The organism is Streptosporangium sp. NPDC000563, assembly GCF_040299985.1.
Classification (GTDB): domain Bacteria; phylum Actinomycetota; class Actinomycetes; order Streptosporangiales; family Streptosporangiaceae; genus Streptosporangium.
In genome coordinates this window covers 266,743-293,326 of record NZ_JBEPDA010000001.1, presented here as the reverse complement: position 1 = coordinate 293,326, position 26,584 = coordinate 266,743, and the positions used below count along the sequence as shown (strand labels likewise).

At 67.5% G+C, this 26,584-nt stretch carries 23 protein-coding genes; 10 read left to right on the top strand and 13 right to left on the bottom strand.

Annotated features, from left to right (window positions below):
- Positions 1-345 precede the first annotated feature (345 nt).
- A complete protein-coding gene (locus ABT352_RS01380; RefSeq protein ID WP_350941607.1) occupies positions 346-987 on the top strand; it encodes a hypothetical protein in 642 nt (213 codons plus the stop codon).
- Between the two features lie 59 nt (positions 988-1,046).
- On the opposite strand, the gene ABT352_RS01375 is transcribed toward ABT352_RS01380, so the two are convergent.
- From ABT352_RS01375 to ABT352_RS01360, 4 genes are all read right to left on the bottom strand, one after another.
- The gene (locus ABT352_RS01375; protein ID WP_350941606.1) at positions 1,047-1,643 is read right to left on the bottom strand and encodes a hypothetical protein; all 597 of its coding nucleotides are present in this window, start codon (positions 1,641-1,643) and stop codon (positions 1,047-1,049) included.
- Between the two features lie 174 nt (positions 1,644-1,817).
- Complete coding sequence (locus ABT352_RS01370; protein ID WP_350941605.1) at positions 1,818-2,213, bottom strand: hypothetical protein; 396 nt, start codon at positions 2,211-2,213, stop codon at positions 1,818-1,820.
- Between the two features lie 151 nt (positions 2,214-2,364).
- Positions 2,365-3,627, bottom strand: coding sequence for a chymotrypsin family serine protease (locus ABT352_RS01365; protein WP_350941604.1), 1,263 nt, complete (start codon positions 3,625-3,627; stop codon positions 2,365-2,367).
- A gap of 159 nt (positions 3,628-3,786) precedes the next feature.
- Positions 3,787-5,013 carry a chymotrypsin family serine protease gene (locus ABT352_RS01360; RefSeq protein ID WP_350941603.1) on the bottom strand — a complete coding sequence of 409 codons (1,227 nt, stop codon included), beginning with the start codon at positions 5,011-5,013 and terminating at the stop codon, positions 3,787-3,789.
- A gap of 727 nt (positions 5,014-5,740) precedes the next feature.
- Here ABT352_RS01360 and ABT352_RS01355 point away from each other — a divergent pair.
- Positions 5,741-5,944 carry a hypothetical protein gene (locus tag ABT352_RS01355; RefSeq protein ID WP_502992741.1) on the top strand — a complete coding sequence of 68 codons (204 nt, stop codon included), beginning with the start codon at positions 5,741-5,743 and terminating at the stop codon, positions 5,942-5,944.
- 339 nt (positions 5,945-6,283) lie between these two features.
- Here the strand turns inward: ABT352_RS01355 and fmdA are convergent, their stop codons facing one another.
- Together fmdA and ABT352_RS40730 are read right to left on the bottom strand one after the other, a co-directional pair.
- Positions 6,284-7,540 carry a formamidase gene (fmdA, locus tag ABT352_RS01350; protein WP_350941602.1) on the bottom strand — a complete coding sequence of 419 codons (1,257 nt, stop codon included), beginning with the start codon at positions 7,538-7,540 and terminating at the stop codon, positions 6,284-6,286.
- A gap of 37 nt (positions 7,541-7,577) precedes the next feature.
- Positions 7,578-7,859: an FmdB family zinc ribbon protein gene (locus ABT352_RS40730; protein ID WP_502992740.1), complete on the bottom strand. Its 282-nt coding sequence runs from the start codon at positions 7,857-7,859 to the stop codon at positions 7,578-7,580.
- A gap of 1,057 nt (positions 7,860-8,916) precedes the next feature.
- Here ABT352_RS40730 and ABT352_RS01335 point away from each other — a divergent pair.
- On the top strand, positions 8,917-9,129 hold the full coding sequence (locus ABT352_RS01335) for a hypothetical protein (RefSeq protein ID WP_350941601.1): 213 nt from the start codon (positions 8,917-8,919) through the stop codon (positions 9,127-9,129).
- 189 nt (positions 9,130-9,318) lie between these two features.
- On the opposite strand, the gene ABT352_RS01330 is transcribed toward ABT352_RS01335, so the two are convergent.
- Positions 9,319-12,711, bottom strand: a complete 3,393-nt coding sequence (locus ABT352_RS01330) for an AfsR/SARP family transcriptional regulator (RefSeq protein WP_350941600.1) — start codon at positions 12,709-12,711, stop codon at positions 9,319-9,321.
- 284 nt (positions 12,712-12,995) lie between these two features.
- On the opposite strand from ABT352_RS01330, the gene ABT352_RS01325 reads away from it, so the two are divergent.
- Entirely contained in the window at positions 12,996-15,191 is a 2,196-nt protein-coding gene (locus ABT352_RS01325; RefSeq protein WP_350941599.1) for a transglycosylase domain-containing protein, read from the top strand.
- A 52-nt stretch (positions 15,192-15,243) separates the two neighbouring features.
- Here ABT352_RS01325 and ABT352_RS01320 read toward each other — a convergent pair whose 3' ends face one another.
- Positions 15,244-16,869 carry a PucR family transcriptional regulator gene (locus tag ABT352_RS01320; RefSeq protein ID WP_350941598.1) on the bottom strand — a complete coding sequence of 542 codons (1,626 nt, stop codon included), beginning with the start codon at positions 16,867-16,869 and terminating at the stop codon, positions 15,244-15,246.
- A gap of 167 nt (positions 16,870-17,036) precedes the next feature.
- Between ABT352_RS01320 and ABT352_RS01315 the strand changes: the two genes are divergently transcribed.
- From ABT352_RS01315 to ABT352_RS01300, 4 genes are all read left to right on the top strand, one after another.
- Positions 17,037-17,903 (top strand): transporter substrate-binding domain-containing protein, encoded by an 867-nt coding sequence (locus ABT352_RS01315; RefSeq protein WP_350941596.1) that lies wholly within the window; start codon positions 17,037-17,039, stop codon positions 17,901-17,903.
- Positions 17,900-18,829: an amino acid ABC transporter permease gene (locus tag ABT352_RS01310; protein WP_350941595.1), complete on the top strand. Its 930-nt coding sequence runs from the start codon at positions 17,900-17,902 to the stop codon at positions 18,827-18,829. Before ABT352_RS01315 ends, ABT352_RS01310 begins: the two co-directional genes overlap by 4 nt.
- A gap of 6 nt (positions 18,830-18,835) precedes the next feature.
- A complete protein-coding gene (locus ABT352_RS01305; RefSeq protein WP_350941593.1) occupies positions 18,836-19,618 on the top strand; it encodes an amino acid ABC transporter ATP-binding protein in 783 nt (260 codons plus the stop codon).
- A 126-nt stretch (positions 19,619-19,744) separates the two neighbouring features.
- Positions 19,745-21,256 carry a flavin-containing monooxygenase gene (locus ABT352_RS01300; RefSeq protein WP_350941591.1) on the top strand — a complete coding sequence of 504 codons (1,512 nt, stop codon included), beginning with the start codon at positions 19,745-19,747 and terminating at the stop codon, positions 21,254-21,256.
- A 217-nt stretch (positions 21,257-21,473) separates the two neighbouring features.
- Here the strand turns inward: ABT352_RS01300 and ABT352_RS01295 are convergent, their stop codons facing one another.
- Both ABT352_RS01295 and ABT352_RS01290 read right to left on the bottom strand, forming a co-directional pair.
- Positions 21,474-22,568 (bottom strand): ImmA/IrrE family metallo-endopeptidase, encoded by a 1,095-nt coding sequence (locus ABT352_RS01295; protein WP_350941589.1) that lies wholly within the window; start codon positions 22,566-22,568, stop codon positions 21,474-21,476.
- Between the two features lie 30 nt (positions 22,569-22,598).
- The gene (locus ABT352_RS01290; protein WP_350941588.1) at positions 22,599-22,865 is read right to left on the bottom strand and encodes a type II toxin-antitoxin system RelE/ParE family toxin; all 267 of its coding nucleotides are present in this window, start codon (positions 22,863-22,865) and stop codon (positions 22,599-22,601) included.
- Positions 22,866-23,307: 442 nt separating this feature from the next.
- Between ABT352_RS01290 and ABT352_RS01285 the strand changes: the two genes are divergently transcribed.
- Positions 23,308-23,625, top strand: a complete 318-nt coding sequence (locus tag ABT352_RS01285) for a hypothetical protein (protein WP_350941587.1) — start codon at positions 23,308-23,310, stop codon at positions 23,623-23,625.
- A 115-nt stretch (positions 23,626-23,740) separates the two neighbouring features.
- On the opposite strand, the gene ABT352_RS01280 is transcribed toward ABT352_RS01285, so the two are convergent.
- On the bottom strand, positions 23,741-24,121 hold the full coding sequence (locus tag ABT352_RS01280) for a winged helix-turn-helix transcriptional regulator (protein ID WP_350941585.1): 381 nt from the start codon (positions 24,119-24,121) through the stop codon (positions 23,741-23,743).
- Between the two features lie 142 nt (positions 24,122-24,263).
- Between ABT352_RS01280 and ABT352_RS01275 the strand changes: the two genes are divergently transcribed.
- Positions 24,264-24,671, top strand: a complete 408-nt coding sequence (locus ABT352_RS01275) for a RidA family protein (protein WP_350941584.1) — start codon at positions 24,264-24,266, stop codon at positions 24,669-24,671.
- 89 nt (positions 24,672-24,760) lie between these two features.
- Here ABT352_RS01275 and ABT352_RS01270 read toward each other — a convergent pair whose 3' ends face one another.
- Together ABT352_RS01270 and ABT352_RS01265 are read right to left on the bottom strand one after the other, a co-directional pair.
- On the bottom strand, positions 24,761-25,660 hold the full coding sequence (locus ABT352_RS01270) for a class I SAM-dependent methyltransferase (protein ID WP_350941583.1): 900 nt from the start codon (positions 25,658-25,660) through the stop codon (positions 24,761-24,763).
- Between the two features lie 121 nt (positions 25,661-25,781).
- Positions 25,782-26,369: a helix-turn-helix domain-containing protein gene (locus ABT352_RS01265; protein ID WP_350941582.1), complete on the bottom strand. Its 588-nt coding sequence runs from the start codon at positions 26,367-26,369 to the stop codon at positions 25,782-25,784.
- Between the last annotated feature and the right edge of the window lie 215 nt (positions 26,370-26,584).

Here is a 26,584-nt window from a genome sequence, read left to right as displayed (position 1 = left end):
AGGCGGTGGAGTCCTTTCACCTCCACTCGGTCACACAGCGCCTCGTGGCGCACTACAGCAGCGCCGTACAGCAACACCGCCTCACACGACCACACGCCACCGACCCGCATCTACCGTCCGACCAGCGCGTGAGCCCACCGACCTGGGACGTGCCGTTGACTCGTAATGAAGGGGTCTGGGGTTCGATTCCCCAAGGCGGCTCCCAAGTCAGAGGCCCTCCCGGTTCGTCCGGAAGGGCCTCTGTCGTGTCGCGTCCCGATCGTGCGCATGGGAAATATCGGCAATCTGCGCCGCCTCATGGCGCTCATTGATCGTTTGGGTCGAGAAAATCTAGGATGCCGTTCCATGCCCCCCGCGATCTTAGGCGGCCTCGCCGCCGCTGTTCTGCTGGCTTCCACCGCTCCCGCCATGGTCGCAGCCCCCGTCAAGCCTCTGACTTCGGCCCAGCTGCGCGCCGCCCTCATCACTCCTGAGGACCTGGGCGATGATTACACCCCCAACTCGAAGCGCAACCGCGAGGCGCTGGACTCCAAAACGGCCCGCACAAAAAAGTGCGTGAAGGTTATCAAGGCGCTGAAACCCCTCCTCGGAAGTAAGGCGGCGGTCTTCATCGACGAGGAGGGCAAGCCGTCGGGCGTCAAGCAGTTCGCCATAAGCGGTACTCCCGCCCAGATGGCTCGTTGGCAGACGGTGGGCAAGGTCATGGTTCGTGACTGCACCAGGGGCAACACGAGTGCCGATGGTGTCAGGGAGAGGATCACCAAGCTCTCCGTCGGCAAACTCGGGGACTGGGTGTATGGGATCAGGTACAGCGAGACGGTCCCGGAGGCGAAAATCAGTCCAATCCACGCGATGGACGTTGTGCTCATCAGAGTCAAGAACACCGTCACGCTGCTGGTGAGCGACGGTTTTTTTGCGACGTTCGATCCCGGCCTCAGCAAGCGGGCCGCGAGGGTGGCGGTACCAAAGCTGCGGGACGCCCAGTAAACGGTCTCGAAGTCGACGTTGAATCGACTTACGCAAACCTTCCAGGTGAAAGCCCGAGGCTAGGTTGGGGTCGTCGTGGGGAGAAGGAGGGTGGGGGAGGCTTCGGTGAATCGCAGGGGGACGGGGCCGTAGCGTTCGGGGAGTTCGGCGGTTGCCTTTTGGAGGTCGGTGGTGCCTATCTCTACGGCGGCGCCGTCGAAGCGGGCGGCCACCGTGGTGATGGGGACCCCCTTGCGGGTCCAGTAGTCGATGTCGTCGGTGATGCGCTGAGCCAGGGCCTCCAGCCGGCGAGCGGAGTGGGCAGCGTCACGAAGTTCTACGGGGGCGGCGGGGAACCTGCTACGCAGAGCGCTGTCCAGGGTGGAGGACGGGACGCGGTAGACGATCAGCTTGGAGCCGTCGACGGCTATCCCGGCATACTGGTCGGGGTAGGTCTGGCGTAGGTACTCGCTGACGCGGTCGGCCAGGAAGGGCGCCTCGGCCTGGCCCGTGGGTGTGGAACTCGCGGCGGTGAGGTGGGGAACGGAGGGCGTGGGGCCTTCGGGGGGCGCGGCCGTGTCGCCGCCGGGAGTCGCGCACGCCGCCGTGGTGGTGGCCAGGCAGAGGGCCGCGCCCAGGACGGTGGCCGTGGTGCGGATGTGATTCCTCGCATTCATGAGGACGCCTCCGATCATATTGTCCGACAAACAGTTAGAACGAAAAGCGGACGGGATGCGTTCGAACCGGGACTGAAAAGATGACCCGCTGTTTCCGGGGAACGATCGGCTCATGGCGCGAAAAAGGGGTCGGCACCCCTTTCGGTCATCGCATGTCACACCCAAGCTCGCCGATCATCCGGTGACGATGGTCATTCCAGGGAAGGCCGCGATCACGTTGCTCCACGGGGAGTGGTATATGCGCCAGGCGCGGGTACGGCCGGCGTTCACATGACCGGTGCACGGTACGGAGGTGCCGTTGTCGTGGGCGGAGGCCACACCGGCGGCGTACACCTGGGTGTTGCCGCTGGGGTTCACGACCTCGACCGGACCGTCGCTGTCGCCCTCGCTGATCGCGTTGATGAACGCCCGCTGCTCGGCCCGGACCATGCCGAAGTGAAAACCTCCAGGGACGCTCGGAATATTGAGGGTCACACCCACCGTGATGACCCGGATGTTGCAGTTGGTCGCGGAGTAGGCGCTGGAGGGGCAGACGAGAAGACCGACGTGGAAATTCTGAGTGCCGGTCATCGGGTTGCTGTATTCCGTGAATATGTTGCCGGCCGGATTGAGGTCCTCCCTGCGGGAGTCGATGAAACGAAAGCGTTCGGGGGAAACGGCAAAGGGGACCGGAGCCTTGGCCCCGGTCCCTATCACTCGACTCAGAAAGGTGTCAGGTCGGTCATCCAGGGATGATGGCGATGCCGGGGAACGCCGTGGTCGCGTTGCTCCACGGGGAGTAGTAGATGCGCCAGGTGCAGACGCGGCCGGTGGGCCGGTAGCCGGTGCAGGGGACCTGGGTGCCGTAGTCGGTGGCGGCGATGGTGCCGGCGGCGTAAACCTGGTCGGTGTTGGCCGGGTTGGTGACCTCGACCGGGCCGCCGCTGTCACCGCCGCCGGCCGCGTTGGTGAACGCCTGCTGCTCGGCGCGGACGGTGCCCTGGATCAGCCAGCCCACGTTGATCGTGACGTTGACCGCAATGATCTTGATGGTGCAGTTGGTACCGGAGAAGCCGCCGGAGGTGCAGACGAACTGGCCGACGATCGAACTGGTGGTGCCGACCACGCTGCTGCTGAACTCCGTGGCGACGCTGCCGACGGGGTTGTTGAAGACTCGGCCCCCGGCGTTGGTGTCGACAAGGAGCACGTCACGGGAGGAGTTGCTGTGCGTGACGGTGCCGATGACCTGGCCGGTGGGGTCCACCGCGGTCTGGCCGACCGACGCGCAGTGCGCCGAGGTCAGCATCTTGGGGACGCCCTGGTAGGTCACCGCGAAACCGGTCGTGCAGGCGGGTGACGGAGTGCCCCACACCGAACCGCCCCACCAAGGCGGGCTGTCGTTCCAGCGGCTGGCCACCTTGGGTTGCACACCGTGCTCAAGGGTGACCGGCACCGCCGCGCCGGAGATCGCCGTGCGGGTCGCGCCGGCCGAGGCAGTGGTGGCCTTCAGGCCCGAGCCGTCCTGAAGGGGCTCGATGGAGGTGATCAGATCGCGGTTTGCCCGGATGAGGCGATTCGCCTCGCCCTCCAGCTCACGAGCGGAGTACCGCGCCGGTAGGACGCTGATCGCCACGTCGCGCCGCAACCGGTCCACGAGGTCGTTGATCGCCTTGGCAGGCTTGCCTTTCCAGTACACGCGCAGTTCGCGGTCCTCCGGCGCCGCGATGACGCCCGCGTAGCCGTCGCCGTCGTCCGCCAGCGCGGCGGTGATCCGGTCGGCGGCCTTGACCATCTTCTGCTGATCGAGCAGCAGGTCCTTCCACGAGGCGTAGCCACCCGGCACCGGCCCGGTGTGCTCCACGGATCCCGTGGCCCGGGGCTTGACCGGGTCCGGTGCGCCGGCGGCCTGGGCGGTGCCCATCCCGGCGGCGGCGATCATGACGCCGACCGCCGTGGCGAGGTAACGGAATCGAGTTGACCTGCGGGTTCTCAGGGGGGTGCGCACTTTGGATCCTCCTAGGCGACGACCTCGGCACTTCCGGCAAGCGACGGCCGACCAGTACTTCGTCCACGTCGGCCGGGGCCTGGCCGGCCGCGTGCGGACGACGATCAGGGACCGGCGCCCGCGCGCCGGTCCCTGATCGCTCGAATCAGATCTCGTCGATCATCCGAGGGTGATGGCGATGCCGGGGAACGCGGCGGTCGCGTTGCTCCACGGGGAGTAGTACATCCGCCAGGCGCAGATGCGGCCGGTGGTCACGTAGCCGGTGCAGGGCACCGCGGTGCCGCCGTCGATCGCGGTGTTGACGCCCGCCGCGTACACCTGGCTGGTGTTGGCCGAATTGACGACCTCCACCGGGCCGCCGCTGTCGCCCTGGCCGACCGCGTTGAGGCGCGCCGACTGCTCGGCCCGCACCGTGCCCGTGATCAGGTAGCCCACATTGATCGTGACACCGACCTGCTGCACCTGAATGGTGCAGTTGGTGCCCGAGTACGCGCCGGAGGTGCACACCCACAGGCCCACGTAGGAACTGGTGGTGCCGATGACCGAGGTGCTGAATTCCGGCGAGGTGGAGCCGACATTGTTGTTGAAGACCCGGCCCGCGGAGGTGCCGTTGATCAGCAGCACGTCAAGGCCGTTGTTGTCCGGTGAGATCGAGCCGATCACCTGGCCGGTCGGGTCGGTGGCCGTCTGACCGGCATCGCCGCAGTGGCCCGCGGACAGCATCCTGCTCGTCCCGCCGTAGGTGACGGCGAAGCCCGTCGAGCAGCCACCGCCGGTACTGGCGTTACGCCAGGCCGCGCCGCCCCACCAGGGCGGGGAGTCGTCCCAGCGGGTGGCCAGCGTCGGCTTGACACCGGCTTCCACGGTGACCGGAACCGCCGAGTCGGCGACCTTCGAGCGGGTGAGGCCGAAGTCGGCGCCCGATACCGTGAGGCCCGAGCCGTCGACGTTCGGCGCGATCGCCGTGATCACGTCGCCGGACGTGCGGATCAGGCGGTTCATTTCCCGCTCCAGCTCGCGGGCCGAGTAGGCGGCGGGCAGGACGCTGACGGGCACCTCTTGGCGCACCTGGCCCAGCAGGTCGCGGACGGACCTGGGAGTGTTCCCCTTCCAGTAAACGCGCAGCTCATGGTTCTCCGGCGCGGCCACGATGCCGGCGAACCCGGCGCCACCCTGAGCCTTGACCGCGGCGGTGACGCGGTCGGCGGCCTTGACCAGTTTCTCCTGGGTGGCCAGCAGGTCCTTCCAGGAGGTGAAACCGCCTGGGACCGCGCCGGCCGGCTCGATGGGCCGGGTGGTGGTGTCCTTGGCGGGCGCGGGGGCGGGGGCGGCGATGGCCTGCCCGGCGCTCATCCCGACAAGGACGAGGGTGGTGCCAAGCGCCACTGCCAGACGACGGAAGGATCGTGGGGGTCTTGCAGCAGTTGGGGGGATTTCCACCGGAATACTCCTCTATGGGAGGCTTGATCGGATGCATCCGGTATTCCATGAATTAAGTAGTTAATCAATGACTTGACTCTTGTTATTTGGACTGGTAAAGCGTCGTCCGCATGCTGGTTTTCCGGCTTTGTGTCCACGGGGAAGTGATAGCGCTAACCGTGACTTGACCTGCGGATATGTATTTACAGTCCGTCATAATTCCAGCCAATAGCACATGTCATTAGTTGTCCGCTTTTGGACATGGCGGAAAAATGGCGATCATCGGTTGAGGGCGCCCCTGGGCAGCCCGGCGCATAAGAAAGTCGTTACCGGCAGGTAGACCCGGCGCACTGGCCTCGATGTTTCGTAGGGGGTTTTGGGTCGCGTGCCGAGCGCTTTTCAGCCCGCTTCATGGATCTGCGGGACGTGAATTACTTGATCGGCCGGCCTGCCCTTTGGGGCGGCAGCGTGACTTCCGTAGTATCCGCCGGCTCTTCAGCCGCGCATTGAACGATTTTCATCCCCCTGTGACGGTCTGCTGATCGCGGAGTGGCCGCGGACTCGGTGTTCGCCTGACGAATGTGGAAAGCTCCTGGTGGACGGGTTGATCACCACAACCAGGCCGTCGGAACCAGGAGCTTCGAGTGCTTTTCCGGCGCGCCGCCGTGGGTTGTCGCGTTCAACGCCGAACTACGTGGCTGGGCTGATACGCCGGCGGCGCAAAGCGACCGGGTCGCCCTGGCGCCGGCTCAACACCGGACAGCGGGCCATGCCGGTCCTGGTCCACCCGCGCAAAGGGGAGACGTTCGCCGAGGCCGCGGTCGGATTCGGCGTCATGGCGGCCTGGTCGGCGAAGGTCATCGTCGCTGTCTCGATCGTCCCGTCTCGCCCTGCTTAACATTAAAAGGAGTTATATGTCCGCGTATCGCAGAAATCTGACAGAGAGGGCTGGAATAAGGGGGAGGTCCAGCCATGGCGGTGGTCTATCGCCGACCAGATCGTCGAGCCCGGAAACTTGCAGGTCACGACAGCGAACTACGGCACCACCGCCAGCCACAAAAACCCACAACAGACCATCTTTGAGCCAGATGGGAGAAAAGCCGTAAATCACTGTCGCACCCACACCAGATGTCACTATGGGTACCGGCTTCCCCGGATGTTTCACTCCCTGTGCTTTCCGCTGCTCGCAGGAACAGCACGAAACACCCTGCTTATCAGCCAAATGCTGTCAGAGAGGTCAGTCGAAGGCGGCGTGTGGTGCGCTGGTGCCCTGGGGTACGCGGAATGGGCCGGACGCGCCGGGGCGGATGTCGAAGTCGAAGATCGCGGTTGGCAGGTAGACGGTGGCGCAGGAGTTGGGAATGTCCACCACCCCCGACAGCCGGCCCTCGATCGGCGCGGCGCCGAGCAACAGGTATGCCTGTTCGGGGCTGTAGCCGAACGCCGTCAGGTAGTCGATCGCGTGCAGGCAGGCCCGCTGGTAGGCCAGCTGCGAGTCGAGATAGCGCTGCTCGCCGTCCAGGGTGACGGACACCCCGGAGAAGGCGAGCCACTCGCTGTACTGGGGGGCGGTGCGGCCCGGCATGAAGATGGCGTTCTCGTCGACACGGTACGTCCGCATGCCCTCCTTGATGACGTCGACCCGCAGATCGATGAAGCCGCCCATCTCGATGGCACCGCAAAAGGTGATCTCGCCGTCGCCCTGCGAGAAGTGCAGGTCGCCGACCGACAGGTTCGCACCGGATACGTACACCGGATAGAACACGCGGGATCCCCGGGTGAGGTTTTTGATGTCCTGGTTGCCGCCGTTTTCTCGCGGTGGCGCGGTGCGGGCCGCCTCGGCTGCGATTCGGTCGAATTCGGAGGAGGAGACGGAGCCGAGGACGGCGTCCCGAGGCTCGGGAGGCAGGGCCAACGGCGGCACTCGCTCCGGGTCTGTGGCTCTCAGCGCCGACTCTCGCGCGTTCCACTTCGACAGCAGCGCCGCTGACGGCGCGGTGCCCATGAGTCCGGGGTGGGTGATGCCGGTGAACGACACCGCCGGGACATGGCGTGATGTGGCGACCTGACCGGAGAAGTCCCAGATCGCCTTGTAGGCGTCGGGGAACTGCTCGGTGAGGAACCCGCCGCCGTTCCTGGTGGGGAAGATCCCGGTGTAACCCCAGCCTTGACCGGCCAGCGGGCCGCTGTCCTCCTGGGAGATGGGCCCCAGGTCGAGGATGTCCACGACCAGCAGGTCACCCGGCTCGGCCCCCTCGACCGCGAACGGGCCGCTGAGCGCATGCACCGTCGTCAACGGGGCATCGCGGATGTCCTCGGCGGAGTCGTCGTTGTGGATCGCACCGTCGAACCACTCCCGACAGTGGACCCGGAAGCTGTCGCCGGGCTTTACCCATGCCACAGGCGGGATCTCGGGGTGCCAGCGGTTGTGACCGATCTTGGCCTGGTCGGTGAACCTTCTGGATGAGTCGAGTGGGAAAATCAGCTCCGGCACGGTTCGGATTCCTTTCGGCGCTGTGAGACGGAGACGGTCACGGCCGCGGCAGGCGGCTGGTGGCGGGATGGGTGGTCACCGCGCGTCCGGTGCGGCGCCGCGGCAGGGACGTGACGACTTCGGGCTCGTGGGCGCTGCGCTCCGCGTGCTGCACCAGGGTGGACACGGCGTCCGGGGAGCGCGCCAGCATCGGCGCCGAGAACATCCGAGCCGAGACCGCGCCGCAGTCTGGGCACCGCACCGCGGCGGATGCCGTTCCGATCGGAAAAGCGACCTCGATTTCGGAGCAGTGAGGGCACCGATAGGCATATACCGTCATAGCGTGCGCCCTTCGAGCGACTTCGAACCCGTCCTCTTCGGTCGTGCATCCCGCTCTGTCGCCGTCACCTGGGAAAACAGTCTCAGAGTCGAATGTATCCGCAACTTAACGCGTGAATGGAAAGCAATCCGTCTCGCTTCCGTCAACTTGCCCGCACAGTAAGGTAGATACCTTGGTTTCCGGGCAAAAGTGCGAGGATATGTTCCCTTGCGATAAACGCATAAATATATTTCTGTTTGCCGGCCGCCCCTCCTGGAGCGGGTGCCTCGCCGACTACCTGCGAGGTTCCCCGGGTAGTCCGGCACCGGCGCTGACCCCGGCCGCCCGACATCCGTCGTGCCGACCTTGAGTCAAGCGACAGTCGGCCCGATGTGCTCCAAGTCGCGCGCCGAACCGCCGGATCGGCTCTCGCCACACGGAGAGAAGTCCCTGGTCCCGCCGGAACGACGGGACCAGGGACTTCTTCAAGAGTCCGAGCCGTCTATTTCTTTGTCCGCTCAGCCGATCCACCGCTTTCCCGTTCGAACCCGAAGGTACGCGGTGGATCGCAGCTGGTTCGCGGCCCCGTTGCAAACCAGACTGTCTCTCCGATGCCGGCCCGGGTCCTGCGGGAGATCCGAGCCGGCACGACGGTGGCCGGTCCGGGTCCCGCGGCGGAACCGGACCGGCACCAGGACGCCGGTCCGGGTCCTGCGGGAGATCCGAGCCGACGCCGTGGTGCTGTGAAGGATTCTGCGGTGACCCGGTATAGCGGCGGTATAACAGCCGTGCATCGCGCGTCCCCGTCGTGGACCCGCAGGTCGGAGCCGTGTCCGCCGGACTGTTTCCGGCTCCGGGTTCCGGCTTCGAGGTCCCGGCCGGAAAACGGTACCGGGGCGCTGTCGGGAAAGCCGGGTTTGTCGGGAAAAATGGGTGGGGGGAGGTCGCGCCAAGGTTCCGCTACCCAGAAAACCCTCGCTGAGCAGGTGATATACCGCCGATATACACATGCTCCGTACTCTGGCGCAGCGTTTCGCTGGCGGGGCCTGGCGGCGCGTCGAGCAAGGAGACACTCATCATGTTGCGTAAGCGCTGGGCGACGCTCGCGATGCTGACCGTACTGACCACGTCGCTGTCCACCGCGGTTGTCGGTTTGTCCGCTCACAGCGCGGTCGCCGAGATTCCTCCCCTCGAGTATCCCGACCCGTACGACTGGTTCAGGCCCGTCATCGCCGAGAACCGGTCCGGTCCGGTCTTCGACGACTGCTACCTCTACGGCATCTGTCCCTGATCCGAACCAGTGGAAAGCCTGCCGTCCTCCGGGGAAGGGCGTCGGCTGCGCGGTTTCGCCGCGTTCGCCGACGTCGAGGACGCGCACTCTCCGCTCCAGGGTGCGGAAACGGCCCAGGGCACGGGAAAGGCCCAGGGTATGGAGACGGTCCGGAGTACGGGAAAAGCCCGAGGCGCGGGAACGCCGGGATCAGCCGGTCAGCTCCCGCGAGAAGGGGGCCCCGATCTCCGCGTACAACTCCGTGGCGAGGCGTTCCTGGGTTTCCGCGGTGGGCGTGTCGCCGTTGTCACGCGAGATCGCGGAGAGTACGACCCAGGTCTGGGCCTCGCCCATCCGGTGCCCGGTCGCCCGGTGGTTGTCGAGGGCGCGACGGCCGTACTTCTCGGCTTCCGTCAGGAGCCCCCGCCGGTGACAGGCGTAGGCGAGCACGGTGAGCGCCCGTCCTTCGACGACGCGGAAATGGGGTTCGCCGACGAGTTCCAGCGCCTGCTCGGCGAGGTCGGCGGCGGCGGTGTGGTCGCCCGCGCGGTGGTGGGTGATGCCCAGCGCGAGGAGCGCCTCGCCCACGAGGTGGCGGGCGTTGATCTCCCTGGCGATGCCCAGCGCGGTCCGGTGGAGACGCAGGGCCTCCTCGGGGTTCCCGGAGTGGTCACGGATGGAGGCGAGCGTGTTCATCGCCTGGACCTCGGTGAATCGGTCGCCGATGTCCACCGCTATCCCCAGCGCGGCCTCGGCGGTGTCGTGGGCCTGCTCCAGCCGGCCGGAGTCGCGGCGTACCAGGGCGAGCCACGCCAGCGTGTCGGCCTCCAGATATCGGTCACCGAGTTCCCGGTGACGGACCAGGGCGGCGGTGAGGTGGTCGGCGGAGGCGGCGAGGTGGCCGAGCTGGTGGTGGAGTTCGCCGATGGTGGTCATCGCGACCGCTTCGGCTCTCGGTGCCGAGGTCTCGCGGATCAGCGTCAACGCCTGGACGGCGTGGTCGAGCCCTTCGCGGAGCCGGCCGGACTCTCTGCAGGCGTTCGCGAGGTTGTTCAGGATCTTGGCGCGTATCTGCTCGGAGCCGAGACGGCCGTGGAGTTCGAGCGCCCTGGACAGGGGGCGGGTGGCCTCGTCGGGGAGCCCGACGAACATGAACGTGGTGCTCAGATTGCTCAGGGCGCTCGCCTCGCCCTGCGTCCATCCCGTCTCGTGGCTGAGGGCGATCGCCCTGTTCAGGTAGGTGATCGAACGGTTGTAGCGGGCGAGGCAGTGGTAGGCGTGGGCGAGGTTCAGGAACGCGGACGCCATCGCCCGCCGGTCCCGTTCCGCGTGGGCCGCGGCGAGTGCGGCGCGACCGGTGGCGAGCCAGTCGACCATGCGTCTGGAGAAGTTGTGATAGCCGCGGAGCCGGTCGGCCAGGAGCCAGGCCATGGGTCTGGGACCGTACCGGACCGCGTGACCGATCGCCGCGACCACGTTGTGGTGTTCGGCGCTCAACCACGCCATGGCGGCGGCGGTGTTGTCGATGACCGGCGTTCGCGCGGCGGCGGTGGTGTCGACGGTCGGCGTCCGTGCCGCGACCGGGTCGTCGATGGCCGCCTGTGCCGCGGCCGGGTCGTCGACGGTCACGGTTCGCGTGGTGGCGGGGGTGCCGGCGGTCGCGGTCCGTGCCACGATCTCGTCGGGCGCGGGCAGCTGGAGCATGTCCGGGTAGAGCACCTTCGCGGCGTCGCCGGCCATTGACAGGTACCACTCGAAAAGCCTGCCCGTCGCCTTCGCCCGTTCCTCCGCGCCGTCCTCGGCGGACGAGAGGTCGTCGGCGTACCGGCGGAGCAGGTCGTGCACGGTGAAGCGGTCGGGGCCGTGCTGGTCGACCAGGTGGACGCCGGTGAGCCGCTCCAGTGCCGCCGCCGCCTCCTGCTCGGAGACGTCCGCGAGGGCCGCCGCCGCGGCCGGGGTGAAGTCGGGGACCGCGACCGGCCCGAGCCGCCGGAAGATCCGCCGTACGTGCTCGGGCAGGAGCCGGTACGACAGGTCGAAGGTGGCGCGGACGGCGGTCTCCTCGTCGCCCTCGATCGTGAGCGCGTTCACCGGGCTGCCGGTGCTCAGCTCGGTGACGTAGTCCCCGATCGGGAAGTTCGGGCGGTCCAGCAGGCGCGCCGCCGCTATGCGCAGCGCGAGGGGCAGGTGGGCGCACACCTCTCCCAGCCTGGCGACGGCCTCGGGCTCGGCCCGTACGCGGTCCGCGCCGAGAAGGTGGCCGAACAGGGCTTCGGTCTCGGCGGGCACGAGTGTGTCGAGGGTGATGCGCTGGGCGCCCTCGCGGACGACCAGTCCGGTGAGCCGGTCGCGGCTGGTGACGAGCACCGCGCAGCCGGCGTTGCCCGGCACCAGGGGCCGGACCTGTTCCGCCGAGCTCGCGTTGTCCAGCAGGATGAGGATCCGCCGTCCCGCCATGAGCGAGCGGTAGCGCGCGGCGGCCTCCGTCGCCTCGACGGGCACCTGTCCCGGCGAGACGCCCAGCGCCCGGAGGAAACCGGCGAGCGCGTCCGCGGGGTGTACCGGCGCTCCGGGCGAATACCCCCTCAGGTTGAGGTAGAGCTGCCCGTCGGGGAACCTGTCGGCCACCCGGTGTGCCCACCGCACCGCGAGTGCGGTCTTGCCGACGCCTCCCATCCCGGTGATGGCGGAGATGGTGATCGGGTCGGTGGCTCCGCCGGGCAGCATCCTGTCCAGGGCCTCGAACGCGTCCTCACGCCCGATGAAGCCGGGAATGTTCGTGGGCAGTTCTCTGGGCACCGGCGGTGTCGTACGGGCGGCGTCCGACGCTGTGACCGTCGTCGCGGGCGCGGCGCGCTCGGGTGCGGGGGGCCGGTCGTCGCCGCGGAGGATGTCCTGGTGCAGCCGCTGGAGCGCGGGGCCCGGTTCCACCCCGAGCTGCTCGTGGAGCAGGGCGCGCGTCTGCTGGAAGACCTCCAGTGCCTCGGCCTGGCGACCGCTGCGGTTCAGCGCGACCATGAGGTGGGCGCGCAACCCTTCGTGGTACGGGTGCGCGAGCGCGAGCCTGGTCAGTTCGCCGATCAGTTCGCCGTGCCTGCCCAGGGCGAGCTCCGCCTCCGCCCACCGTTCGTGGGTGACGAGCCGGAGTTGTTCCAGCTGCGCCGCCTCCTCGGCGATCGGCTCGCAGTCGCCGAACTCGGCGAACGCCGGACCTCGCCACAGGTCGATGGCGTCGCGCAGGATGCGGCCGGCCCGCGCGGGGTCGCCGTCGAACGTCCGGCTCCCCTCCGCGGCGAGTTCACGGAAGCGGGTGGAGTCCAGTCCGTCGCCGGTGACGATCGTGTATCCGCCCGGCTGCCGGACGATGCGGTCGTTGCCGAGCACGCTCCGCAGCCGGTGCACGTACAGCTGGATGTTGCGCCGCGCGGAGGCCGGGGGGCTGTCGTTCCAGACGGTGGTGACGAGCTGGTCGACCGAGACCGTCCGCCCGGCTCCGCGGGCGAGGAGGACGGCGAGCACGAGCCGGGGCTTGTACGCGGCACCGACGAAGACCTCCTGACCGTCGCGGATCACCCGAAGCGGTCCCAGCACCTGGAACTCCATCAACGGCCACCCCGCTTCCTGGCTTCACCTGGTGGCCGGTCTTCAGGTTCGACGGCCCTGATCGTCTTTCGGAGGGCGTCGGTGTCCATGAGGCGTGATCATGGCATTTACCACCATCCGTGTACAGCTCATCCTGATGTGCGAAACAGCACCTCGGCACTGCGGTCGTGGTGCGAACCCGGCGGAAAACCGTGCCGTGGTGACCGGGAATCACCGCCGTGAGGGGGACCGGGTATCGCGGATTACGGCGAGGAGCACCTGGAAAATCCCATAATCTATGGCTTATGTCTGAACGGGGTGAAGGACAGTCAGGGGTCGCGTCCAGTGTCGGGCGTCTCGCCGCCATCGCGGCGGCGGCGGGTCTGCTGGTCGCGGGGATCGCACTACCGGCGGTGGGAGGCGCGGGCCTCGGCATCGTCTCGGCGACCAACGAGCTGAACCTCAGGCCCGAGGATCTCAAGGAACCTCCGCCGGCGGAGGTCTCGATCGTGCAGGACGCCAAGGGCAACGAGATCGCGCGGTTCTACGAGGAGTATCGCGAGGTCGTCAAGCTCGACCAGGTCGCCGAGATCATGAAGACCGCGATCATCTCGATCGAGGACTACCGCTTCTACCAGCACGGGGCGATCGACCTTGAGGGCACGATCCGCGCGTTCGCCAAGAACCTGCACGCGGGAGGGGTGAGCCAGGGCGGCTCCAGCATCACCCAGCAGTACGTCAAGCAGGTCCTGCTCAACTCCGCGGCCACCGACGAGGAGAAGAACAAGGCGCTGGAGGCCAGCTACGCGCGCAAGCTCAACGAGCTGCGCTACGCGATGGCGGTGGAGGAGAAGTACTCCAAGGACGAGATCCTGGAGAAGTATCTGAACATCGCCTACTTCGGCGCGAGCGCCTACGGCGTGGAGGCGGCGGCGAAGCGGTTCTTCGGCGTCAAGGCCAAGGATCTCACCCTGCCGCAGGCGGCGACGCTGGCCGGCGCCGTGCAGGACCCCAACGCCACCGACCCCAACCGGCGGGGCAAGCAGTATCGCGAGCGGTTGCTGCACCGGCGCAACGTCGTGCTCGACCGGATGGCCGAGCTGGGCAAGATCACCCCGGAAGAGGCGCAGAAGGCGAAGAAGGCGAAGCTCGGCTACAAGGGGACGAAGCTTCCCGGCGGCTGCGAGTCCAGCGACTACCCGTACTTCTGCATCTACGCGCGCAACGAGGTCCTGAACAATCCCGACTTCGGCAAGACGGCCAAGGCCAGGGGGCAGTTCCTCAACCGCGGCGGCCTGACGATCAGGACCACGCTCGACCCGTCCATGCAGGCGGCGGCGGACAAGGCGATCAGGAAGTTGGTCTTCCCCTCCGACAACCCGGTGGCGGCCGAGGCGCTGGTCCAGCCGGGCACCGGGGCGATCAAGGCCATGGCGGCCAGCAGGAAGTACGGCCGGAGCAAGGCCAAGAACGAGATGTCCTACAACCTCGTCGCGGACGCCGCGCACGGTGGCGGCGTCGGCTTCCAGGCGGGCTCGACCTTCAAGACGTTCACGCTGCTCACCGCGCTGAAGCAGGGCATGAAGGTGAACGACGGCTTCAGCGCCGGTGCAGGTTTCCGCGCCTCGGGCTACTCGGCGTTCAAGAACTGCAAGGGCGAGAACATCGGCGACCCGAGCCACACCGTCACCAACGACGAGGGCGCCCCCGGCTGGAAGACCCTGCAGACCGGCACCTGGGCGTCGGTGAACACGTTCTTCATGGAGTTGGAGCGGCGCGTCGGGCTCTGCGAGACGATCAAGACCGCGAAGTCGCTGGGTATCCACCGCTCCGACGGTCTCAATCTCCTTGAGTTCTCGACGTTCACGCTCGGCACCAACGAGATGGACCCGGTGACCGTGGCCAACGCGTACGCCGCGATCGGCGCGCGCGGCAAGTACTGCGCGCCGATGGCGATCACCCGGATCACCGACAGGAACGGCAAGGTCACCGACTACAAGCCCAAGTGCCGCCAGGCCCTCGACCCCGAGGTCGCCGACGCGGCGGCCCACGTGCTGTCCGGCGTGTTCACCAAGGGCACGATGCGGGGCGTCGGCGGCATCGGCCGCGACGCGGCGGGCAAGACCGGCACCACCGACAGTTACGCCACCGCGTGGTTCGCCGGGTTCACCCCCGACCTGGCCGGCGCGGTCAGCATCGGTGACCCGCGCGGCTCGCAGAAGTACAAGCTGAACGGCGTCACGATCGGTGGCCGCTACTACGGCTCGGTCGTCGGCGCCAGCATCTCGGGCCCGATCTGGAAGGAGACGATGCTGGCGGCGCTGAAGAACGTCGAGCCGACGTCCTTCACCCCGCTCAACACGGAGCGGTTCGGCGGATGTGGCCAGAGCTGCCAGCCCGCGCCGCCCCCGTCGAACAACGACGGCCCCGACAACAACGCCGACGGTCCCGACGGTGGCGGCGGCGATGAGGCGCAGGTTCCCATCGGCCAGGGCGAGTAACGGCCGAGCGGGGTCGGGGCGGCCGTCCCGACCCCGCCCGGGAGCGCGTCGATCAGGCGGTGCCGGGCCCTTCACGGCGCCACAGACGCAGCTGCAGGTCGAGCACCACCCTGTCGTCGGGGTCGTCGAGGCGGTAGCCGCCCACCTGCTCCAGCCGTGCCACGCGATAGCGAACGGTGTTGGGGTGCACGAGCAGTGAACGCGCCGTGGCGCCCACGTCGCCGAGCGCGCCGAGGTAGGCGGCGACGGTGTCGATGAGACTGCTGCCGTGGCTCCGGTCGTATTTGACCAGGCGAAGGAAGCGGTCGTCGGTCAGCAGATCCGTCTCCCCCAGTGTCGTGAGCGCCTCCGACAGCAACACCGCCGTGCGCTGGCCGTCGAGACTGATCACCGGCCGGTCGGGTGTGTGGGCGACGGTCTCGCACACGCGGTCGGCCTCCGCGCGGGCCGCGGCCACGGTCGGCACCGACAGGGACGAGGCGATCGCCGCACGGAAGACGGCTCCCCGGTGCCGCTCGAACGCCACCAGGGTGCGGCGGGCCCACTTCAGGTAGCGGTCCACCTCGACCTGGCCGGGGAGGACGGCGTACAGGCGGAGTCCGACCGGGGCGACCATCGACTCGTCACGGACGGAGTGGGCGTGCACCGTCAGCATCGTCACCGCCTCGGTGGAGGACAGCCACTGGCGCGCGTCGGCGTCACCGACCGCCTCGAAGGCGACCACGGCGAACTCCCGGGGGGCGTCGAGGCTCAACTGCCGCACGAACCCGGTCTCGTCGCGTTGGGAGCCGGGGGCGAGCATGCGCTGGACGAACTCGGTGCCCATGGTGTGGATGAGACGGCTCTGGCCGACGAGTCGCGCGGCGAAGATCGAGGCCGCGACCAGGTGCTCCTCGGTCTGTTGGGAGAAGGGCCGGTTCGTCTCCTGCATCCAGATGGTGCCGAGGTACTCGCCGGACCGCGGATCGTGCATGCCGACCCCGAGCCTGCGCCGGAACCCGTCCTTCTCGTCCAGCGCCACCGTGGCACGAGGACGCCGTAACCGGTCGTAGACCCGCATGGCCTGCAGTTCCGCCATGTGTTCCGCCGGGGGTTCGCGCCCGAGGATGGTGAGACGCCGGATGTCGTCGGCCTGGTCGCTGTAGGGGGAGAAGGCGAGCACCCGTCCCTGCACGTCCTCGATGGAGATCAGCGTGCCGGTCATCATGCCGAGCGCCTTGGCCAGTCCGAAGAGGTCGTTGTGCTCGCCGAGCGCGGGACCGGTCCTCCGCGCCAGTCGCTCGTATCCATCGGATTCCCGGACGAAGCGTTCGACCACGGTGACCAGGCGCCACCACGGCGTCCGGTCGGTGATCCCGATGATCGGGACCGGGAGTTCGCGCAGCGACCGCGGGTCGGCGTCCTTGAGCTTCACGACGAGCGCGGCGGGCCGGTGGCGGGCGAGATCGACGGCGGCCTCGACCGCGTCACGGCCGCGGACGCCGAGGAGCAGGACGACGGCACCGTCCATTTCGTGGTCATCGGGCGGGGTCGTGCCGTCGGACACGTCGAGGGTGACGCAGCCGCCGACGGGGACGTCCAGGCCGCCGGGGGCGTGGACCACCGACACGAAGGGGTCGCGTACGACGTCGATGAGTTCGGCCAGGGTGGATGACCAGCGCGGATACCCAGATTTCACACGACCCCGCACTCTGTGACATGGACGTTATCTACTTGGCCAACTATCTATCAAACAGGACGAAAATATATACATCTCCACAAAGCTTGTGAACAGTCCGTCGTTTTAGGGTGACAGCACCCCCAACGGTCGACCGACCGAAACCCCCAGAAACCAGGAGGACCAACATGGCGTTGGTTCGCATCCGACGCGCCCTCGGCGTTGTCGCCGTAGGCGTGCTCGGCACCACCGTCCTCTCGGCGTGCGGCGGTTCCTCGACGGAATCCGTGTCCGCCTCCGCTCCTACCTCCGGTGCCGCCGAGTCGCAGGTCTACGTCATCCCCCAGCAGGTCGGTGTCCCGCCGTACAGCTTCCTCGACGACGGCGGCAAACTCGCCGGACTCCTGCCCGACCTGTCCACCGCGCTCGGCGAGGAGATGGGGGTGACCGTCAAGAACGAGCAGGCGTCGTTCGAGAACTCGCTCCTGGGCCTGCAGCGCGGCGCCTACGCCTGGGTGCCCGGCGCCGACGTCACGGCCGAGCGGCTGAAGAAGTTCGACTTCGCCACCACCCTCGTCGAGAGCTACGGCTTCCGTGTCAAGGCCGACGGCATCACCATCGGCGACTCACTCGACGACCTGTGCGGCGTCTCCGTCGCGGTGACCGCGGGTTCGAGCCCGGTGTCGACACTCGAAGACCAGTCCAAGAAGTGCGAGGCCGCCGGGAAGAAGCCCGTCGACGTGCAGACCTTCGCCGACCAAGCGACCGCCGACCTCGCCGTCAAGAGCGGCAGGACCGACGCCTCCACGGCCACCTCCAGCGGCCTGGGCTACCAGACCCGCACCGAGCCCGGCGTATGGAAGATCACCGGACCGATCTACCAGGCGATCGACATCGGGTTCGCCTCGATGAAGGGCGACGGCATGGCGGCCAAGCTGCAACAGGCCACCGAAGCGCTGATCAAGAACGGTACCTACGCCAAGATCCTCGCCAAGTACGGTACCGAGAACATGTCGATCAAGGCTTCCGTGATCAACCCAGAGCCGCACGCATGAGTGAGGTCGGCACGGCCGGGTCCCCCGCGGAACAGGCGGGAAAGGACGGGACGCCGGAGGACTGGCGCCGGCGGATGGAATCGATCTCACGGCTTCCCCACGGACGTCCGCTCCACCTCGGCCGGCTGACCTTCGCGGTACTGATGGTGGCCGCCGTCGCCGGCCTCGCGATCAGCGTCGCCCGCAACCCCGCCTTCGAGTGGGGCACGGTGGCCGACTACTTCTTCTCCGAGCAGGTCATGAACGGCCTGGTCAACACCATCACGCTGACCGCCCTGTCGATGGGGCTCGCCCTCGTGGTGTCGGTGGTCATCGCGAACATGCGGCTCTCGGCGAACCCCGTCCTGCGCGCCGTCAGCGGGACGTACGTCTGGTTCTTCCGGTCCATCCCGCTGCTGGTCCTGCTCATCCTGTGGTTCAACGTCTCGTTGATCTATCCGACGTTCAGCCTCCCCAACCCCTTCGGCGGCGACCTGTTCGCGCTGGACACGCGCAACCTCATGACCGCCTACTGGTCGGCCGTGCTGGCCTTCGGCCTTCAGCAGGCCGCCTACACCTCGGAGATCATCCGATCGTCGCTGCTCGCGGTTCCCCAGGGGCAGCGCGAGGCGGCGCTCGCCCTGGGCATGACGCCGCTGGACACGTTCCGTCGCATCGTCTTCCCTCAGGCGATGAAGATCGCGGTGCCGCCGGTGAGCAACGACCTCATCAACCTGCTGAAGGCCACCTCCCTCGTCGCCTTCATCTCGGTCTCGGACCTGCTCTACAGCGTCCAGCAGATCTACAACCGTACGTTCGAGGTCGTCCCGCTGCTCATGGTGGCGACCATCTGGTACATGATCCTCGTCAGCCTGCTGTCGGTCGCCCAGTACCACCTGGAGCGCACGCTCGGCCGCAGCACCGCCACGACGCGCCGCACCGGGTGAACCGGGATGAGTGAGAGCCAGGTCATGACGACACCGCTGATCAGCGCACTGAACGTCCGCAAGTCCTTCGGCCGGCACACGGTCCTGCACGACGTGTCGCTGGACGTCCACCAGGGGGAGACGGTCTGCCTGCTCGGACGCTCCGGCAGCGGCAAGAGCACCTTTCTGCGCTGCCTCAACCTGCTCGAACGCACCGACTCGGGGGTGATCATGCTCGACGGTGAGCTGCTCGGCTACGAGGAACGCGGCGGCAAGATCCACCGGCTGTCGGCGCGACGGGAGGCGAGGCAGCGCCGACGCCTCGGCATGGTGTTCCAGCAGTTCAACCTGTTCTCGCACAAGACCGTGTTGGAGAACGTCATCGAAGCGCCCACCCGGGTGCTACGACGCCCGGGTGCGGACGCGCGCCGCCAGGCGCGCGAACTGCTCGCCAGGGTCGGCCTCGCCGAGAAGGCCGACGCCTATCCGGCCCAGCTCTCCGGCGGCCAGCAGCAACGCGTCGCGATCGCCCGTGCCCTCGCGATGAAGCCGCAGGTGCTGCTCTTCGACGAGCCGACCTCGGCGCTTGATCCAGAGATGGTCAACGAGGTGCTGCAGGTCATCCGCGAACTCGTGCTCGACGGGATGACCACCATCATCGTCACCCACGAGATCGGGTTCGCCCGCGAGGTCTGCGACCGGTTCGTGTTCATGGAGGACGGCCGCATCGTCGAGGAAGGCCCGTCCAGCCGGCTGTCCGGCGAGGCCGAGCATCCGAGCACCCGCGACTTCCTCAGCAAGGTCCTCTAGCCCCGGCGCCCGTGGGCGCCGCACATCGTCGTGCGCAGGCACGAGCTCGACAGCATCGTCGTGCCCAGGCACGAGCCCGACAGACATCATCGTGCCCAGGCACGAGCTCGACAGAGAGAGGCAGTCATGCCATCGACGGGCGGAGCCATGCCCTCTGTGGCCGTGATCGGTGGCGGGTTCGCCGGACTCGCGGCGGCCCACCAACTGAAGCGGCACGGGTACTCGTTCACCGTGTTCGAGACCGAGGACGGGCCGGGCGGCACCTGGCGCGTCAATCGTTTCCCCGGTGCCGAGGTCGACACTCCGGCCCCGATGTACTCGTTCTCGTTCGCCCCGTACGACTGGTCACGCTCCTACCCCGGCCAGGCGGAACTGCAGTCCTACCTTGAGCACGTGGCCGACCGGTTCGGGCTCAGGGCCCACTTCCGGTTCGGCACCACCGTCCGGCGGCTGGTCTGGGAGGAGGACGGCCAGCGGTGGGCCGTGCACCTCGACACCGGTGAGGTGCTGCGTTTCACGGCCGTGGTGACCGCCGTCGGACTCCTGAACGTCCCGAACGAGCCCGCCTGGCCGGGCCGCGAACTGTTCACCGGCGACATCTTCCACACGGCGCGGTGGCGCTCCGACGTGACGCTCGACGGACGCCGGGTGGGAGTCGTCGGCACCGGTTCGACGTCCGCCCAGATCGTCGCGGAGCTCGGCGGCCGAGCCAGGCATCTGACGGTGTTCCAGCGTCAGCCCGCATGGGTGGACCCGAAGGTCTCGCTCCCGTTCACCGAGAAGGAACGTGCTCGACGGCGTCACCCGGTGACGCGGCGACTCATCCGGTGGCGGTTGTTCCTGCAGCTGGAACGCAAGTGGCTCGGCGGCAGGATCATCCGGCCCGGCGGGGCCGTCGACACCCGGGCGGTCAAGATCTGTCAGGACTACCTCGCAGAGGTCTTCGCCGACCACCCCGACCTCAGGACGGCTCTGACACCGACCTCGGCCTACCTGGGCAAACGGGCGATCCACAGCTCCACCTTCTATCCGACCCTGCTGCGCGACGACGTCACCCTCGTTCCGCACGCCGTGGAACGAGTGACCGAGACCGGCGTGGTCGACGCCACCGGCCGGGAGCACGAACTCGACGTCGTGATCACCGCGACGGGATTCCGCGCGGCCGAGTTCCTCTGCGGCCTGGAGGTCCACGGGCGCGCGGGCCGCGACCTGAAGGAGAAGTGGGGCGACGACCCCATGGCGTTCCTCGGCATCATGGTGGACGAGATGCCGAACCTCTTCATGATGTACGGCCCCAACACCAACTACTACGCCCCGGTGTTCAACTTCGAGCAGCAGGCGAAGTTCGTGGTGCGCTCCCTGCGGGAGATGCGCCGCCGCGGTGCCGGCGCGGTCGAGGTCAGGCCGGAGGCGGTCAGACGGCTGAACCGCTGGCTGAAGCGTCGCCTGGACGCCAGCTCGTTCGCCCAGGCACCGAACTACTTCCGCTCGGCGAGCGGCCGGGTGGTCACCCAGTGGCCGGACGGCGCCTCGGTCTACTGGTTGCTCACCCGGACCCTGCACGCCCGCTCCGCACGGTTCTTCCGCGCCCCCGGCGCGTCGGCCTCACCGGACAACCGGCACCTCTCCGTGCCGTGAGGGCCTGTCCCGGATCCTGGGAGGGCGACGTCCCGGCCGTGAGAAGAACCGAACGGCCCCCGCGGCCCATCGGGCCGTCGCGATACGCACACACGGCCCGGACGACGTTCCCCGCACGCTTGTCGGGGACACCGTCCGAACCCGCTGACCGGTTCCCCGTCCGGCTACGTCTGAACGCGTTCCGCTCCGCTGGACGGAAAGCGTCCAGGAGTGTGACTTAAAAATCGCTCGCCAACTCGACTTTCCGCTTGAGGCCGTTTCCCTGCCTGGCAGGCCAGATGCCGTCATGTTGTAGACGGCCGACAACAATTCCCGGAGACACGCCTATGTCACCGGCGAATGCGCGAACCGAACCCAGAGACTTCAAAGAGCGAAGCTTTGTAAGATGCTTCTTTGGAATCAGTAGGTCACAGGAAAACTGATCGGCCTCCTCTTCTTTTGGGTCATCATCGGAGATGCTGTTCTCGATCCAGGTGTCGCTCTTCCCGTGCAATAAAATATGACCCATCTCGTGGAAGAAGGTGAACCAGAGATGGTCGTCGGTCTTGTATCGGAGGCTGAGCATGAGCATGGCCTTTTCGCTGGATATCCACCTGGTGGCCCCGCTTGCGCGCGCGCCGGTGATCTCCCTGACAAAGACCACTGCCACTCCGTGCTGCGCGCAGATGTCCCGCATTATCGGAACCATGAGTTCGGGAGGCTGAGAGGTCAGCTGTAGCAGCCGAGGCAGCGCACGACGAAGGCCCAGGCTGTCGAATGGCTTGCATTCGATATCGCGTGCGGCGAGCTCGCCCAGACGTAGCCAAGAGGCAACCGCGCCGGGGTTGGCCTCGAAGGATTTTGTTTGACGGAAATCGGCGGCGGGCCTCTCGTAAAGATCGCGCCATGTCGTCAAATGCGCGACACCAAAGAAAGCGAATAACTGTTGAACCCGTGAGATCTTGTCTTTCGGTTCCTCTGGAAGAGCGCCTCGTTTGACAAGCTCGCGAACCGGCATCTCATCCAGCCAGGAGACCGCGTCCAACATCTCGTGCTCCATGCGCAGGCGCTGCTGGGCGGACTGGTAGTCGGCCTCTAGACGGTTCCAGAGCTTCGCGGGCATGCCGGTGACCAGTTCCAGGCGTTGCGCGATCTCGTGACTTAGTGGCACAAGCCCCTGAACCAACCTGTTAACATGCTTCGCGCTGAGGCCCAGTCTGGTGGCGAGTTCACGCTGGGTCATCCCAAGCTCGTCGAGATGCTCCCGGATGGTCTCCCCAGGTGGCACGGCGTAGTCGGGGGCGCCGGAAGGATGGAATTCAGGTGTCGACATCGGCTTCTACGCTCCTTTCGTGCTTCGTGGTCATCCGTGATAGTCGACGATCTCTATGACCAGTGCGGCCTCCTTTTCTTCCAGCTCCTGGCCTGTCTTCTCTTCGGAGGTCATGAGCCGGAACACGAGGCGCCAGCCCTGATGAAGATCCATCGCGTGGCAACCCGCGTAGCCGCCGCGCAGCGGGTGGCAGCGTCCCGGCAGGTGAAAGAGATCGTCCAGAGTGTCCGCGACGCGGAGGGCCTGCAGACGCTGCCTGAGCTTCCGAGCTCCTTCGGCGCCGTAGACCTTGCGCATCTCCCTGTCGGACTCGCAGACGAGTTGGAGACGACGGTCCGCATAGAACACCTCCAACTGCGTCGGCCCTCTCCCGAGTATTAACCAATCTGGTAAACGAAGCACTACCCCACGCGGAGAAGATAGCGTCACGGTCTGTTGCCCGAGAGGTGTTCTCCAAAGGCACATCGCCACAGGCAGAGCTATGTCCCGGCGTCCGGGGCACCCGTTGGGTCGAGGAGGGCGACCTGGAGGAAGTACTCGGTGGCGGCGGTTTGGTCGCCTGCGATCGATGCGTCCGCCCAGGTTTGCTCTCAGCAGACTGTTCAAAGAAGCCTTGGCGCAGCAAGGCACGCAAGATGAGCTGCTCCGGCGAGGACACCTGGGGGAACCCCTACGCCGCCCGCCGGCAACCGTTTTGGTGTGGCTTGAAAGCGGAGAGCACTGTCGGGCAGGTGATCTCATGATCCGGCGACGGCCCATCCGCTCTCGCGGACGCCACCGCGACGGCCAGGCCGCCCTGCCCGTACCCCACCACACCTGGGACCACGAGGCGCGTGCCGAGGCCGCGATGCTGGAGATCACCCGGCCCGGCTGGTCCGTCCTGTACGGCACGGGCAGCCGCCTCTTCCACGCCATCGCCACCTGGCCCACCCCCGAACCGCTGATCATCTGTGACCGTACGGTCGAAGGACTGAAGGCGCAGATGCGCGAGGCCGAGACGACCGTGCTGCATCGCTGGGCACTGACCTCCACCTCGGTCACCATCGGCCACTTCTGACAAACGGGCACGGCGGCCCCGTCCCTTCCCCGGTGCGGGGTCGCCGTGCCGGGGAAGACGTACCGCGTGCGGTGAAGCGCGGTGCGTGGCGGGGTGGGGTCGTGTCCGGTTCGGGCTACGCGTCGAAGCGGCGGCGGGAGTCCTCGATGTGGCCGAGATATCGGCTGGTCCAGTCGCACATGCCGTCAACCGTCTTGCGCAACGCCTGGCCCGACTCCATGAGGGTGTACTCGACCCGTGGCGGCACGGTGGGGTGCACCTCCCGCTCGACCAGGCCGTTGCGCTCCAGCATGCGCAGGTTCTGGGTGAGCATCTTGTGGCTGATGCCGTCGATCTCGTTCCGCAACTCGCCGAAGCGCAGGGTGCGGTCCCCCAGGGTCTCGATGATCAGGAGTGCCCACTTGTTGGCGATGTCCGAGAAGATCTCCCGCGCCAGGGAGTCCGCGCGGGTCAGGTCCGCGTCCTGGGCCGAGCCGCTGAACTGCTTGGTCACCATAAGGTTCCCCAGTCACTGAAAAGTGCGTTCTTCCATGTCAGTGGACACTCTCCTATGGTTCCCAAGTAACCACAAGAGACCGAGAGTGTTCGGGGTCGCCGGAAGCGGGCCCGAGGACTCTCCTGAGGAGGGAGCGGACAGCATGGCCATCACCCTGGTGAACCCCGCCGGACTGCCGGAGATCGATGTCTACCGGCAGGTGTCGATCGCGACCGGGACGAAGCTGGTCTTCGTCGCCGGACAGGTCGCCTGGGACGCCGGTGGGGTCACGGTCGGCGAAGACGACCTCGCGGCTCAGGTCGAGCGGTGTTATCTCAACATCGGCACGGCCCTGGCCGAGGTCGGCGCCTCCTTCGAGGACGTGGCGAAACTGACCGCCTACGTCGTCGACTGGACCCCCGACAAGATGCCGCTGTTCCTGGAGGGGGTCGCTCGGGCGGCCGCGAAGCTGGGGGTCACCCCGGTCGCTCCGGCCACGCTGCTGGGTGTCGCGGCGCTGGCCGTACCCGACCTTCTCGTCGAGGTCGAGGCCACCGCGATCATCGACTGAGTCCGGGGCGACAGGGTCCGGATCGCCGTGTCATCGCCCGCGGACCACATCCCCTCCCCGCTCGGCGGGCGATCCGGGTGGGGTGAGGGTCAGGTACGGCGTGCGGCCCATACGGTGCGTTCGGTACGTACCGAGAGGTCGTCGCGGCGCAGGATGCTGTCGGGACCGCTCGTGTCGAGCAGCCGGTCGAGTGCGGCGAGGTCTTCGGCGGAGAGCGTGTCCGCGACGGCGCCGCGGACGCGCCGAAGGGTGCTCAGCGCGTAACGGCCGATGGCTTCGTTGTGGGTGCCGTCGATGTTCACGATGACGGTGCGCTCGCCGTCGAGGGTGAACCCGGCGGCGGTGAGCATCGGTCCCCAGTCGGCGCCCCGATGAGGCATGTGTTCGGCGTGGAAGCGGTCGGTCGCGGCGTGGCAGCGGTCCTCCAGACCGGGCCGCTCTTCGGGGGCGTCTTCCGGAAGGAACCGGGGAAAGCCGGCCAACTCGACGACGGCGAACAGACCGCCGGACGGGAGCATGTCGTGGACGTTGCGCAGGGCATGGCCGGGGTCGGCCATGTGATGCATCGAGGCCGAGGCCCAGACCAGGTCCGGCGTACCGAGGTCGGGCCAGTCGGCGGCGTCGAGGTCGGCCTGCACGGTGCGTACGCGGTCGTCCATGTCCCGGGCGCAGGCCTTCTTGCGCAGGCGCTGCAGGTGTTCGGGTGAGGCGTCGACGGCGATGACGTGCGCTTCGGGGAAACGGTCGAGGAGGGCGAAGGTGCCCGTTCCCGTGCCGCAGCCCAGGTCCACGATGTGGCGCGGGCCGGTCTTCAGCGGCAACCACGCGGTGATGGACGCGATGTGCTCGGCGAGGACTTCCGCGTCCAGGTCGAGGATCTCCGCCTGGTCGGCGTCGTCCTGCCGGTGACGGTCGTCTTGCGTGTGGTGGTCGTGTCGGTGGTGGTCGTGCCGCGCACCGTGGGAGGCGTGCGAGTGTGCTTGGGTCATGCCGTCACCGTAAGGCGGATTTGCTGCAAAAGCATGATGGCTCCCGGAACGCGCAAGTTATCGATGCGAGACGGTGCCCCATGCGCAAGGCGTATCCGTACACGGAGGGTGCGCGTCGCCGTCATCGGCGGAGTTCGGGGGAGTCGCCGTCGTTGTCGCGCTGGTGTCCTCGGCGGGCGTCGCGGTCGAAGATGCCCAGAAGCTCGCACGGCCCGCCTTCGGCGCCGATGGCGTGCGGCAACATGGTCGGGAACTCGGCGGCCTGGTTGGTCTCAAGGCGGAAGCGCCGGTGGCCCAGCATGAGGATCGCGGTGCCGGAGAGGACGACGAGCCACTCCCGGCCGGGGTGGGCGCGCATGCGCGAGGGGTTGTCGGGCGGTGGCTCGGTCATGCGCTGACGTATGACGCTCATGTCGGGGTCACTCTTCACGGGCCAGCGCAGCCGGCCGTGGGCGCCGTCGACGATCGGGCTGATCACGACGTCGTCGGTCGCGTTCTCGACGAGCTGGTCGAGGGTGGTGTCCAGGGCGCGGGCGAGGGTGACGAGCTGGTCCAGGGCGAGGCGTCGCTGCCCGTTCTCGATGCGGCTCAGTGAGGACTGGCTGAGGTTGGCGCGGCTGGCCAGTTCTTCCAGGGACCAGCCCTGTGCGACGCGCAGGGCGCGGATGCGTTTGCGGACAAGGCTGTCCAGATCTCCGATTTCTTGCATCACGGGCAAAATAGTATGCCCATGATGCAAGGCAGGGTTAACGTCGTGCGCGGAAGACCGGCGCCGAGTTCGTCGAGAGCCGGGCAGGCAGCCACTTCATCTGTTTCGACAACGACTACCCCGCCGTCGCCGACCGGATCCGCGACTTCCTGACCTCGGAACCGCCACGTCACGGCTGAACCGGTCAACGCCGCCACGGCGGTCTCGCCGGCCCG